Source organism: Pareuzebyella sediminis, from assembly GCF_008367235.1.
Lineage (GTDB): Bacteria > Bacteroidota > Bacteroidia > Flavobacteriales > Flavobacteriaceae > Pareuzebyella > Pareuzebyella sediminis.
On the sequence record NZ_VTZS01000003.1, the window covers coordinates 388,456 to 400,657 of the forward strand.

At 41.3% G+C, this 12,202-nt stretch carries 14 protein-coding genes; 4 read left to right on the forward strand and 10 right to left on the reverse strand.

Annotated elements, in window-relative coordinates; translation table 11 throughout:
* Window positions 1–3: 3 nt before the first annotated feature.
* From rnc to pyk, 3 genes are all read left to right on the forward strand, one after another.
* A complete protein-coding gene (gene rnc / locus F2B13_RS12320; protein ID WP_149304337.1) occupies window positions 4–759 on the forward strand; it encodes a ribonuclease III in 756 nt (251 codons plus the stop codon).
* Between the two features lie 102 nt (window positions 760–861).
* The gene (locus F2B13_RS12325) at window positions 862–1,326 is read left to right on the forward strand and encodes an IPExxxVDY family protein (protein ID WP_149273494.1); all 465 of its coding nucleotides are present in this window, start codon (window positions 862–864) and stop codon (window positions 1,324–1,326) included.
* 4 nt (window positions 1,327–1,330) lie between these two features.
* On the forward strand, window positions 1,331–2,773 hold the full coding sequence (gene pyk, locus F2B13_RS12330) for a pyruvate kinase (protein WP_149273496.1): 1,443 nt from the start codon (window positions 1,331–1,333) through the stop codon (window positions 2,771–2,773).
* A 115-nt stretch (window positions 2,774–2,888) separates the two neighbouring features.
* Here the strand turns inward: pyk and F2B13_RS20475 are convergent, their stop codons facing one another.
* The 9 genes from F2B13_RS20475 to pdxA all read right to left on the reverse strand — a co-directional run bounded on the left by F2B13_RS20475 (window position 2,889) and on the right by pdxA (window position 10,342).
* The gene (locus F2B13_RS20475) at window positions 2,889–3,050 is read right to left on the reverse strand and encodes a hypothetical protein (RefSeq protein ID WP_198439689.1); all 162 of its coding nucleotides are present in this window, start codon (window positions 3,048–3,050) and stop codon (window positions 2,889–2,891) included.
* Between the two features lie 119 nt (window positions 3,051–3,169).
* The gene (locus F2B13_RS12335) at window positions 3,170–3,628 is read right to left on the reverse strand and encodes a 3-oxoacyl-ACP synthase (RefSeq protein WP_149273498.1); all 459 of its coding nucleotides are present in this window, start codon (window positions 3,626–3,628) and stop codon (window positions 3,170–3,172) included.
* A 66-nt stretch (window positions 3,629–3,694) separates the two neighbouring features.
* Window positions 3,695–4,807, reverse strand: a complete 1,113-nt coding sequence (locus tag F2B13_RS12340; RefSeq protein ID WP_149273500.1) for an NAD(P)/FAD-dependent oxidoreductase — start codon at window positions 4,805–4,807, stop codon at window positions 3,695–3,697.
* Between the two features lie 41 nt (window positions 4,808–4,848).
* A complete protein-coding gene (gene accC / locus F2B13_RS12345; protein WP_149273502.1) occupies window positions 4,849–6,201 on the reverse strand; it encodes an acetyl-CoA carboxylase biotin carboxylase subunit in 1,353 nt (450 codons plus the stop codon).
* A gap of 82 nt (window positions 6,202–6,283) precedes the next feature.
* Window positions 6,284–6,769 carry an acetyl-CoA carboxylase biotin carboxyl carrier protein gene (gene accB / locus F2B13_RS12350; RefSeq protein ID WP_149273504.1) on the reverse strand — a complete coding sequence of 162 codons (486 nt, stop codon included), beginning with the start codon at window positions 6,767–6,769 and terminating at the stop codon, window positions 6,284–6,286.
* Window positions 6,770–6,788: 19 nt separating this feature from the next.
* Window positions 6,789–7,784 (reverse strand): beta-ketoacyl-ACP synthase III, encoded by a 996-nt coding sequence (locus tag F2B13_RS12355; protein ID WP_149273506.1) that lies wholly within the window; start codon window positions 7,782–7,784, stop codon window positions 6,789–6,791.
* Window positions 7,785–7,960: 176 nt separating this feature from the next.
* Window positions 7,961–8,158, reverse strand: coding sequence for a 50S ribosomal protein L32 (rpmF, locus tag F2B13_RS12360; protein ID WP_149273508.1), 198 nt, complete (start codon window positions 8,156–8,158; stop codon window positions 7,961–7,963).
* 8 nt (window positions 8,159–8,166) lie between these two features.
* Complete coding sequence (locus tag F2B13_RS12365) at window positions 8,167–8,697, reverse strand: YceD family protein (protein WP_149273510.1); 531 nt, start codon at window positions 8,695–8,697, stop codon at window positions 8,167–8,169.
* Between the two features lie 598 nt (window positions 8,698–9,295).
* On the reverse strand, window positions 9,296–10,342 hold the full coding sequence (pdxA, locus tag F2B13_RS12370; protein WP_149273513.1) for a 4-hydroxythreonine-4-phosphate dehydrogenase PdxA: 1,047 nt from the start codon (window positions 10,340–10,342) through the stop codon (window positions 9,296–9,298).
* A 95-nt stretch (window positions 10,343–10,437) separates the two neighbouring features.
* Between pdxA and F2B13_RS12375 the strand changes: the two genes are divergently transcribed.
* Complete coding sequence (locus F2B13_RS12375; RefSeq protein ID WP_149273515.1) at window positions 10,438–11,040, forward strand: riboflavin synthase; 603 nt, start codon at window positions 10,438–10,440, stop codon at window positions 11,038–11,040.
* Between the two features lie 20 nt (window positions 11,041–11,060).
* Here the strand turns inward: F2B13_RS12375 and F2B13_RS12380 are convergent, their stop codons facing one another.
* A complete protein-coding gene (locus F2B13_RS12380) occupies window positions 11,061–12,149 on the reverse strand; it encodes an acyltransferase family protein (RefSeq protein WP_149273517.1) in 1,089 nt (362 codons plus the stop codon).
* Between the last annotated feature and the right edge of the window lie 53 nt (window positions 12,150–12,202).

Genomic DNA, 12,202 nt, shown 5'->3' on the forward strand with positions numbered 1-12,202 from the left:
CCAATGGGTTTTCCTTCCAATATATTTAATTCCCATTCGAAAAAGGATGGGGATTTTTTTTTAGGAATAAAAAAAATCCTTGGTTTTAAGCCTAAAAATATAAGTATATACGAAAAGGCCTTTTTACATCGTTCAGTCAACGAAAAAGACCAAAAAGGCAACCCTATGAACTATGAACGGCTGGAGTTTTTAGGTGATTCAATGCTCGGTACAATTATCTCACTACACCTATATAATGTAGTTCCTGAAGGTGATGAAGGCTATCTTACCAAGATGCGATCAAAAATTGTAAGCCGAAAACATTTGAACGAGCTGGGTAAAGGCCTTGGTCTCATTAACTTTGTCAAAAGTCGTATTCCGAAATCGCATTTTGGCGAAAACATACATGGTAATGTCTTTGAAGCATTAGTGGGTGCTGTATATCTCGACCGAGGCTATAAATACTGTGAAAAATTCATTAATCATAGAGTGATCGAACCCTATGTGGATATAGAGCAACTCGAGGGCAAGGTTATAAGCTATAAAAGCTTGGTCATAGAATGGTGCCAAAAGCAAAAGAAAACTTTTGATTACGACGTCTATGAAGATACTGGAAATGACGCTCTGAAGCATTTCGCCGTGAAATTGACGATTGGTAATAAAGTCATGGCCAAGGCTCGCGCTACGTCTAAAAAGAAAGCCGAAGAAAAAGCCTCGAAACGGGCGTTTTTTGCTTTACAGAATAAAATGAACCGGTCTTTACCCAATGGGCACCTATAATTATAATAGAAATATTCATGGATCAAATCAAAAATGAGGTTTAGCCTCATTTGACTTAGGCGTTGTTAGCTATTAATCTTATATTTGACACTTTGTCCGCCTATGCTATCAATACATAAAATTTCGGTGGATTTTCATGAAGATTCCTTTGGTTTGATTGCCATTCACAGCAGTCTTCAAGATTATGCCATGGCCTATGCCCTTAATCTTCATTTAAAATCAAATTTTAAAAGATGCCGAAAAGATTTGGATATTTCAGAGGAGGTAACCATACCCATTTTCGAGTGGAATGATGAAGCCAATGGTGGCTACTGGACATTTTTTGCCAACAATGGTGTCAAAGAAGATACTTTGGAAAGAGACGGATTCTTTAAAGATGAACCTTCTTTCACTCCTTTTCATGTGGTTCCAGAACATCGAGAGGTCGACTATTTTCTAAAGATCGAACAGGATGATTTTGTCATATCACCAAACCTGGTAAAGAAACTACTTGCCATACCTAAAGTAATTACGGTCTATGATGTACAATATCACAAACTAAAGTCTAAAAAAAACTTAATCTTTTAACCAAATGCTAAGCAAAAAAAAGACAAAGATAGTGGCAACACTAGGGCCCGCCACTAGCCAGAAAGAAGTGCTGAGAGATATGATCTCTGCCGGAGTAGATGTCTTCCGCATAAATTTTTCACACGCCAATTACGAAGACGTGGCAGAGCGTATTGAAATCATCCGCGAACTAAATAAGGAATTGGGTACCTATACAACAATATTGGCCGACCTTCAAGGCCCGAAATTAAGGGTAGGCGTTATGGCCGGGGAAGTAGTGGTAGCGCCTGGGGATGAAATTACATTCGTCACCGGAAAACCTTTCGAGGGAACGAACGAAAGGGTATATATGAATTACCAAACTTTTCCTCAAGATGTGAAATCTGGTGAGCGAATTCTTCTAGATGATGGGAAACTCATTTTTGAAGTGGTTTCAAGCGATGGCAAAGAAGAGGTGAAAACAAAAGTAATACAAGGTGGCCCCCTAAAATCAAAGAAAGGTGTCAATTTACCGAATACAAATATTTCGTTGCCAGCTCTGACCGAAAAGGATATAAAGGACGCCGTTTTTGCCATTTCGCAAAATGTCGATTGGATAGCGCTTTCCTTTGTTCGATTTAGCCAAGATCTTATCGATCTTCAAAATATCATCAGCGAACATTCAGAACATAAGATTCCTATTATCGCAAAAATCGAAAAACCGGAGGCCGTTGAAAATATTGACAAAATTGTGGCCTATTGTGACGGTTTAATGGTGGCCCGAGGCGATTTAGGGGTCGAAGTACCTGCCCATGAAGTCCCATTAATACAAAAGCACTTGGTTCTTCGTGCAAAAAAAGCACGGATTCCCGTAATTATTGCCACCCAAATGATGGAAACTATGATTACAAGCCTTACTCCGACCCGTGCCGAAGTAAACGATGTAGCCAATTCTGTTATGGATGGGGCCGATGCGGTAATGCTTTCAGGAGAAACTTCTGTCGGTAATTACCCGGTACAGGTGATACAAAAAATGTCCAGTATTCTTGAAAGTGTGGAAGGTTCAGACTTAATAAAAGTTCCGCATGACCCTCCGCATATACGTACCAAGAGGTATATTACAAAATCGGTATGTTACCACGCAGCGACTATGGCCAACGAAATTAATGCAAAAGCCATCTCTACGCTAACCAATAGCGGGTACACCGCGTTTCAGATTTCTGCCTGGCGCCCTAAGGCGCATATATTGGTTTTTACCAATAACCAACGTATACTTACCCAATTAAATTTATTATGGGGGGTAAAGGCCTTCTTTTACGACCGCTACGTTTCTACCGATGAGACCATTGATGATGTGAACAGAATTGCTTGTCAAAAAGGGTTCTTGGATGAGGGCGACATGTTGATCAGCCTGGCGGCCATGCCAATAAAAGAAAAGGGAATGGTGAACACCCTTCGGGTTACGGAAATCGAAAGTTGTAATTTTTAATACCCCATAAAAAGTCTTCTAGGGAAATTACCCCAAATTTCAAAGACTTACTGTAGATGAAACAAAAAAGAGCCCTTTTAGGCTCTTTTTAAGTTCTTATAATATAAGAGAAATGTTATTGGTTCTCTTCCAATTTAATCGTTTCCGTTCTGGCATCGGCATTGTTCTCTTTTTCCAGTTCATCTGCAATATCTTCCAATTCGGACTTTACGCTACAGGATAAGGCAACCATCGAAACAAAAAATAAAATAAACAATTTTGATAAAAAGGTTTTCATAGTTTTAAAGATTTGGGGTTAATACCTAGATTAAAACTTTAGAAGTGCCTTTTTATTGCCTCTTGCCTAACTCTTATTTTCATCGTAGCCTCAGTCTAGTTTTATTGGAGTATCCTTTTCTATTCTATTTGTAAGATTTTGATTTCTTGTCCCCTATGGTTTATTGTATCTCCCGCTGACTTACCCAATACTAATTGTCCGATAGGTGCATTTACCGAGATACAATAGACCGAAGTCTGTCGAAACGTGTACGGGCCTGCCGAAATAGCCAAAAAATAATCTCCTTTAGATGTTTTCACCCAACTACCCAAACCTGCTTTTTCTTTTCTGATGCCGATGTTTATTCTGTATAATACCATCCTCATTTTTTCAGCCTCATCTAGTTGTTGGCCAAGTTTTTCATATTCTAGATGCAACATCGCTCGTCCCGTCTCATGCTTATCACCTGCACTGCTTTTTGTTTCTGAGGCCAATGCTTCTTGAATTGTACCTAAGTTATTTCTAATTCGGTCGATTCTGAGGTCGGCAAAACTCTTGCAGAACTCGTAAAGTGCGCGTTTTATTTCTATGCCTTTCATTTCCTATTGTTCAAAACCGTTCCTAATTTTAGGATGGGTCACCTTTTTCGACTAGATTCCATACCGCTACACCAAATCGGCTATTTCGTTGCCTATTGTGCTCCCGATAGCAATCCCCATTCCACCCAAACGAACTCCACAATACACAGCATCCGAAAGCTGGGTGACGATAGGGGTTTTCTGACGCCCCACCCCCATAATCCCACTCCATTTTCTTTCGATTTCATGTGGCCTTCCTGGCAAAATAAGTTCTTGCAGTAGCCTTTCCAATTCATCTTGAACCAGTTTGGTCTCTCCAAATTCAGTGGTTTCCTCTGCATTAAAATCAAGGTTTCTACCCCCTCCGAACAATATGCGATTATCGATATCCCTAAAATAATAGTAGCCTTCGTTCAAATGAAAGGTGCCTCTAATATGAAGGTTCTTGATAGGTTTTGTCACTAGCACTTGGGCCCTGGCCGGTTTTATATCCATGTCTATCCATTGGCTCGCAAAACCATTCGTAGCAATAATCATTTTCTTTGCCTTGCATTCAAAGTGGTTGGTCTTCACCTCCACAGAAGTTCGGTTATCGCTAAAAGTTTCGACGGCAACGCCGTTAAGAACCAAGATGCCGCTCTCCAGAACGAGTTGTAAAAGTGACAGCATCATTTTTCCGGTGTCTAGCTGTCCTTCCAATTCATGGGAAATATAATTTTTCCGTATTCCCTTAAATCCGTAACTATTCGGACGAGATCTAAAGGCGTCCGTATTGAAAACTGGGCGTAGTAATTGGTTCACTTCGGAAAGTCTGTCCAGACATTCCTGATATAATTCTTCCTGCCCGTCCAAAAACAACTCATGCCCTCCTAGTTTTTTAAAATCGATTGTTCTATCCCCTAAAGTGGCCCTGAGGCGTTGTATTCCTTCCCATCTTTTTTTGACGAGCTCTTGCACTTGTTCTTCAGAATGCAGTCTTAAGTCAGCCAAGATTTCAGAAATACTTCCAAAGCAGGCAAAACCGGCATTTTTTGTACTTGCACCCTTAGGCAATATCCCTTTTTCAAGGATAAGAATCTTTGCCTTAGGAAACCGTTCCCTCAATCGATGTGCGCAACTAAGACCCACAATACCACTGCCCACGATCAAAAAATCAATATGGGAGAGCCAGGTCCTATATTCCCAATAGCTAAAACTCATTGGCAGGTATAAAAAGCCCCGATTGATATCGGGGCCGGTTTTTACTCTTCAGGTTGAGGCTTCATCTTAAAGTCTTCCATGAATTTAGTGGTGTAGTTTCCCGCAAGATAATCGGGATGTTCCATTAGCTGGCGATGGAAAGGTATGGTGGTCTTTATACCTTCTATTACAAACTCGTCGAGAGCTCGTTTCATCTTATTTATGGCTTCTTCGCGAGTTTGTGCGGTAGTAATAAGTTTGGCGATCATCGAATCGTAGTTCGGCGGTATACTATAACCACTATAAACGTGGGTATCCATACGAACCCCATGGCCTCCAGGCGTATGCAAGGTCGTAATTCTGCCCGGTGACGGCCTAAAGTTATTATAAGGATCCTCGGCATTTATGCGGCACTCTATTGAATGTAACTTAGGAATATAATTCTTTCCGGATATGGGAACCCCACCGGCCACTAGAATCTGCTCGCGGATCAAATCATAATCGATAACCTGTTCCGTAATCGGGTGTTCGACCTGAATACGGGTGTTCATTTCCATAAAGTAGAAATTTCGATGTTTATCGACCAAAAACTCAATGGTTCCGGCCCCTTCATACTTTATATATTCTGCAGCTTTAACAGCAGCCTTTCCCATTGCGTCACGCAATTTGTCGGTCATGAAAGGAGAGGGGGTCTCTTCCGTCAATTTCTGGTGGCGTCGCTGAATCGAACAATCCCTTTCAGATAAATGGCAAGCTTTGCCATACTGATCTCCAACAACCTGTATTTCGATATGACGAGGTTCTTCAATCAACTTTTCCATGTACATGCCCCCATTACCAAAAGCTGCGGTGGCTTCCTTTACGGCACTATCGAAAAGCTCTTCCATCTGTTCTTCTTTCCACACGGCCCTCATTCCTTTTCCGCCTCCACCAGCGGTGGCCTTTATCATGACGGGATAGCCCATTTTTTTGGCCACCTTCTTTGCATCGGCAACATCCTTTAATAACCCCTCGGAACCGGGTATAGTAGGCACGCCTGCTTCCTTCATCGTTGCTTTGGCAGTAGCCTTGTCTCCCATTCGGTCGATCTGCTCACCGGATGCACCTATAAACTTTATCTCATGTTCCGCACAGATTTTCGAAAATTTCGAATTCTCGGAAAGAAATCCATAACCGGGGTGTATGGCATCTGCGTTGGTAATCTCTGCAGCTGCAATAATATTGGGAATCTTAAGATAGGATTCACTACTAGGTGCCGGACCAATACAGACGGCCTCATCGGCAAACCGGACATGCAGACTCTCTTCATCGGCTTTTGAATATACCGCAACGGTTTTTATCCCCATCTCTTTACAGGTTCTTATAACCCGCAAAGCGATTTCGCCCCTATTTGCAATCAGTATTTTTTTGAACATAACAGTATAGGATTCCAAACTCCGAACAGCCAACTCCTATATGAACAGGGAATCTTGTTATTCGGCGTTCGCAGTTTAATAATTAAGACGGATCTACCAAAAATAAAGGTTGATCAAACTCTACCGGAGAAGAATCATCGACTAATATCTTAACTATCTTACCAGAAACCTCAGATTCGATATCGTTAAAAAGTTTCATCGCTTCTATTACGCAAAGCACATCTCCCTTAGCGATAGTAGTTCCCACTTCGACAAAAGCACTTTTGTCAGGTGAGGGTTTTCTGTAGAACGTTCCGATTATGGGAGATTTGATAGTGATATATTTTGAATCATCGTCTTTTTTCTCTTCTTTCTGGGCAGGGGCCTGTGTTTCGACCGGAGTTTGCACCTGTGACGGCTGTGCGGGAGCCTGTGCCATTGGGATTTGCTGAACGTAGGTCTTTTCAGCCCCTTGTTCATGGGAGCCTGTACGTATCGTAATTTTCAGGTCTTCCATTTCTAGCTTAACTTCGCTAGCACCCGATTTTGCCACAAATTTGATCAGACTTTGAATTTCTTTAATATCCATGGAATTTGATTTAGATTAGTTAGTTATAGGCCCATTTAAGATAAATAGAGCCCCATGTAAAACCGCCCCCGAAGGCAGCAAAAACAAGATTATCTCCTTTCTTAAGCTGCTTCTCGAAATCAGACAGTAATAAAGGCAAGGTAGCCGATGTGGTATTACCATATCGCTCAATGTTCATCAAAACCTTAGTATTGTCTAGACCCATTCTGTTCGCCGTCGCATCAATAATCCTCTTATTGGCCTGGTGGGGCACCAACCAAGACACATCGGTATGGTCAAGATTATTCCGCTTCATTATGCGTTCGGCCACATCGGCCATATTCGAAACGGCGAACTTGAATACCGTTTTGCCATCTTGGTAAATATAATGCTTTCTGTTCTTGACGGTTTCTTCAGAGGCTGGCATCAAAGACCCCCCTGCATCCATGCCCAAATACTTTCTTCCAGAGCCATCTGCCCTAAGGTATTCATCTTGAAGACCTAAACCTTCAGTATTAGGCTCAAATAATACGGCTCCAGCCCCATCCCCAAAAATTATGCACGTCGTTCGATCGGTATAGTCGATAATGGAAGACATTTTATCGGCCCCTATTAACAATACCTTTTTGTACTTACCGGATTGTATATAGCTAGCGGCGGTCGACATACCAAAAAGAAAACTTGAACAGGCCGCTAACAGGTCATATGCAAATGCATTAATAGCCCCGATTTCCGAGGCGACGAAAGCCGCTGTAGAGGCTACCATACTATCAGGGGTTGCCGTGGCAACAATGACCAAATCAATTTCCTCGGCATTAATATTTCTCTTCTCTAAAAGATTCTGAGCCGCTTTTATCGCCAAGTAACTGCTTCCTTCACCCTCTTCAGGTTTTAGTATTCGTCGTTCCTTTATTCCGGTTCTACTCAAGATCCACTCGTCATTCGTCTCTACCATGTCTTCCAACATTTTGTTGGTCAGTACAAATTTTGGAACGTATCCCCCTACAGCTGTAATCGCTGCTGTTATTTTACTCATCCTAAAGTCGATTTGGTGTCAAAAACCCTCGAAAGTGCCTCAAAATTGCTGAAAATTAAACAATTTTTGTGAATTCCTCTTTAAAAACAAGCTGTTTTTGAAATTTTGGATATATGCCACAAAAAACTCCCGAATATAGAAACGGGAGTAAATTACTTTCAATATACCGTGATTTTCTAGGCTTCGGTTTCTTCCGTCTTGTCAACTAAAACCTGGCCCTTATAGTACAACTTGCCTTCGTGCCAGTGGGCCCTATGAAACAAATGCATTTCACCTGTGGTCGGGTCTGTTGCCAAAGTGGGTGCAACTGCCTTATAATGGGTTCTTCTTTTGTCCCTTCTGGTTTTCGATATTTTTCTTTTAGGATGTGCCATCTATTCCTTTATTTATCCGTTAACAGTTTTTTTAATTCGTCCCATCGGGGATCATTCTCTTTTATATTTTCTTTTTCAGTCTTTGGTCTAAGTTCATCCAACTTTTTAAGGGCCTCCGACTCTAATGTACCATCTAGAACTCCAGGATGCACTCTTTTCTGTGGTACTGCCAAAACAAGCATTTCATATACGTATTGGGAAATATTGACTTGATGTTCCCCATGGGGAAGTACTAATATTTCATCATCCTCGTCATTGAATTCCTCCCCAAATTTGACCACTAAATCCAAAGACGCCGAAATTGGTTGATCAAAGGGCTCGCTCGTCAAATCACAGTCAACATTCACAAAACCTCGAGCTTTCATTTCAAATTCGAGCATGGTGCCCGACTTCATCAAAAATACTTCCAAGGCTATATCCGCTCCATTGAACTCTTCATATCCAAAAGCTTCAAAGAACTGCACATTAATAGTATATTCAAATTTGTGTTTTCCTTGCCGTAATCCCGAGAAAGGAATAATAAACTCCTTTTGCTTCATTATTTCAAACACTAATTTATACACCACCCCACAAAGGCGGGTGCAAAGATACCATTATTTTGGTAATTGCCAAACAGATATAAGATTTGAAGCATTAATTTACACCCCGGTTTTCCTGTAGCGGCTACTACTATTTTGTGCCTTCAAAAATTAAGTACTCTATGCACTTGCATAACCGATACCCGTCTACTTTGCAATGAAAGAAATAAAAAGACCATTTTTGGTGCAATTGGCTTATAAGATATAGCCGCATTGACGAACAGAAAACCTCAATGCACACAAACTCGCGTACAACTTTATAAGATTATTCAAGGAAAATATTGGAATTTCGAACATCAGCATCAATAGATGATGATAGATATACCACTGCGCCTTTGCCTTCCTACGAAATGTGCTTTTTAAATTTTGGAGGACATACTGATAGAAGCAAGAAGAACTATTGAGAAATTTTGATCTTTTTGGCAGGGCAGGTAGCAGGTGACCCTAACCTCAAAAACCACTCTTGGATGGAAGAAAGGCCCAACCCCATGACGTATGGGGCTATACATGGTATTCTGAACAATACGCCCTTTTTCAATTTCTTTTTAACTCCGATCAGTCAGCGTCTTACCCGCTGCTTCTGAAGAGACGATTCGGTCAATTCTTGATATTCGGTGCGATTTCTAAAAATTGAGATGGCCCTAAATACGGCCTCCTTAAAAGAGCTGTGATCGGCCTTGCCCTTACCTGCAATTTCGTACGCCGTTCCATGATCTGGTGAAGTACGCACTTTTGAAAGGCCTGCTGTGAAATTGACACCGTTACCGAAAGATATTGTTTTAAAAGGAATCAGGCCTTGATCGTGATAGGCCGCAAGTACCGCATCAAAACTTTTATAGGTATCGGAACCGAAAAAACTATCTGCCGAATACGGCCCGAACACCAAGTGCCCCGCATCTGACATTTCTCTGATTACAGGCTTCAATACCTCATCGTCTTCTTTCCCAATCACCCCATTGTCACCGCTATGGGGATTAATCCCTAATAAAGCCACTTTAGGGGCGCGAATACCAAAATCCATTTTTAATGACTTCTCCACGGTCCTGACCTTTTCCCGAATTAAAATTGGATTGATCTTTTCGGGGACATCCTTTATGGCCACATGGTCTGTCAGTAAACCGATTTTGAGCCCCTCAGTCACCATAAACATTAAGCTTTCCCCTCCAAGTTCCTTAGCGAGAAAATCTGTATGACCCGGAAATTTAAATTCTTCGGATTGAATATTGTTCTTGTTGATCGGTGCGGTCACTAAAACGTCTATTTTGTCGTCTTTAAGTGCCGCTACGGCAGCTTTCAATGACTTAAGTGCGTATTTTCCCGATTCTTCCGTTGCCTCCCCGAACTCTATTTTCGGTACTTCTTTCCAAACATTGACTACATTTATTTTACCGTCGATTGCACTTGAGGCCTCTTGAACCCCATGATATTTGAGGTCAATGTCAAGCTTATTCTTTTGAAATGCTATGGTCTTGTTCGATGCAAAAATTATCGGGGTACAAAAATCGAGCATACGCGCATCTTCGAACGTCTTAAGAACAACTTCACAGCCAATTCCGTTCAAATCCCCAATAGAAATCCCCAATCTGATTTTTCCCTCTTCCTTCATGATATTCTTTATCTTTGTGCTCGGTTCAAAACTGATTCAAGTCACCACCGATCCAACTCGGCGTAAGACACAAAATTACTTAATTTCAACGGAACATGTTTACGGGTATTATCGAAACTTTGGGCGAAGTGCAAGACTTGAAAAAAGAGGGTGAAAATCTACAAATCACCATACAATCTACCCTGACCCATGAACTCAAAATTGACCAAAGCATTGCTCATAATGGAGTTTGTTTGACGGTCGTAGGTTTAAACGACAATGCCTATATAGTTACGGCAATAGAAGAGACTTTGAAGAAAACAAATCTTGGTATGTTGAAGATCGGTGAAAAGGTGAACCTTGAAAGGGCCATGATTCTCGGGGCAAGATTAGATGGTCATATTGTACAAGGCCATGTAGACCAGACAGGGGTTTGCACCGATATAGAAGAAAGAGATGGGAGTTGGGTGTTTTCTTTCGAGTACGATGGTTTCAAGGGAAATCCTACCATTGAAAAAGGTTCGATAACCATTGACGGCACCAGTTTGACCGTAGTCGACTCGGCGACTTCTGCCTTTAGTGTCGCCATAATACCCTATACCTATGAACACACGAGATTCAATGGATATAAGAAAGGTACCGTGGTAAACCTAGAGTTTGATGTTATCGGCAAATATGTAGCTAAACTTTTTTCCTCTCACCTACCGTTGAAGGAATAGTAGCATGCCCTATATCAAGTCTAAACTTTTATAAAAATCTTACGTTGATACAATACGTACGCCAAAATGCAGTAGAAGGCGACGACGGATAGGCCATAGAGTAAGGAGGACAATTGTAGGGATATGAAATCGTGTACATAGAAGGTTTGGAACAACCAACCATGTAAGGAGGTATCTTCATTGACCTTTATCCTACCTAAAATCTTACTCATAAAACTCGACAAAAAGTAGAGAATAATGGCGTTGGCCCCGGCATACCTAAAGATAGCGCCGAACTTGATGCCGGCGACATCGGTCAAATAATAGATAAGCGCCAGGATAAGATTGGCCCATCCAGCCGTGACCAAAACAAAACTACTAGTCCACAATGCTTTGTTTATAGGGAATACCAGATCCCAGAAATATCCCAAAATAAGAAAAGTGCCGCCAAGGCCCATAATGATGGTTGCCTTTTTTGGCTGTTTCGAAGTGAGGATAAGCCCAGTGAAAATACCTAGTAACGAAGTAGCGATTGCGGGAAACGTACTAAGAAAGCCTTCGGGATCGTAATCTTCCTTATAATTATGGGTTCCAAAAATATGGACATCTAGATAGTTAGCAAGGTTATTCGGTGCCCTATCGAGGGTAGAAGCCACGCCGTTTACAGGCACAAAGTTCATTACTAGCCAATAGCCCACCAATAAAAAAACGGCGACCCCGATCAATGTTTTCCAATTTAAATGAATAAAAAGTAGGGAAGCAAAAAAGAAGACAACCCCGATACGTTGTAGCACCCCTGGAAAACGTATTTCTTCAAAATCCTTAAAAAAGGGAAATGACAAGGTGAAAGCCCCTAAAAAAAGACCTAGACCGATAAGCTTCAACGCTCTGACGGTAATCTTTCTGTAGGTTGCGGTATTGATAGTCTTATTTTGATAGGCAAATACTATCGAAGTTCCTACAATAAAAAGAAAGAACGGGAACACCAAATCCGTAGGGGTGTAGCCATGCCATTCGGCATGGCGTAACGGAGAATAAATAGCACTCCAAGTACCCGGAGTATTTACGAGTATCATCAATACAATAGTCATTCCCCTGAAAATATCAACGGAAAGAATACGGTCTTTCATAGGGTCATATTTAATGGATGGTCAGAAAAGTAAATGGCATCTTTAATCAATCC

Bases quoted from the DNA above. Each gene is read 5' to 3' on its own strand.
- rnc (WP_149304337.1), top strand. From the start codon at position 4: ATGGGTTTTCCTTCCAATATATTTAATTCCCATTCGAAAAAGGATGGG.
- F2B13_RS12325 (WP_149273494.1), top strand. From the start codon at position 862: ATGCTATCAATACATAAAATTTCGGTGGATTTTCATGAAGATTCCTTT.
- pyk (WP_149273496.1), top strand. From the start codon at position 1,331: ATGCTAAGCAAAAAAAAGACAAAGATAGTGGCAACACTAGGGCCCGCC.
- F2B13_RS20475 (WP_198439689.1), bottom strand. From the start codon at position 3,050: ATGAAAACCTTTTTATCAAAATTGTTTATTTTATTTTTTGTTTCGATG.
- F2B13_RS12335 (WP_149273498.1), bottom strand. From the start codon at position 3,628: ATGAAAGGCATAGAAATAAAACGCGCACTTTACGAGTTCTGCAAGAGT.
- F2B13_RS12340 (WP_149273500.1), bottom strand. From the start codon at position 4,807: ATGAGTTTTAGCTATTGGGAATATAGGACCTGGCTCTCCCATATTGAT.
- accC (WP_149273502.1), bottom strand. From the start codon at position 6,201: ATGTTCAAAAAAATACTGATTGCAAATAGGGGCGAAATCGCTTTGCGG.
- accB (WP_149273504.1), bottom strand. From the start codon at position 6,769: ATGGATATTAAAGAAATTCAAAGTCTGATCAAATTTGTGGCAAAATCG.
- F2B13_RS12355 (WP_149273506.1), bottom strand. From the start codon at position 7,784: ATGAGTAAAATAACAGCAGCGATTACAGCTGTAGGGGGATACGTTCCA.
- rpmF (WP_149273508.1), bottom strand. From the start codon at position 8,158: ATGGCACATCCTAAAAGAAAAATATCGAAAACCAGAAGGGACAAAAGA.
- F2B13_RS12365 (WP_149273510.1), bottom strand. From the start codon at position 8,697: ATGAAGCAAAAGGAGTTTATTATTCCTTTCTCGGGATTACGGCAAGGA.
- pdxA (WP_149273513.1), bottom strand. From the start codon at position 10,342: ATGAAGGAAGAGGGAAAAATCAGATTGGGGATTTCTATTGGGGATTTG.
- F2B13_RS12375 (WP_149273515.1), top strand. From the start codon at position 10,438: ATGTTTACGGGTATTATCGAAACTTTGGGCGAAGTGCAAGACTTGAAA.
- F2B13_RS12380 (WP_149273517.1), bottom strand. From the start codon at position 12,149: ATGAAAGACCGTATTCTTTCCGTTGATATTTTCAGGGGAATGACTATT.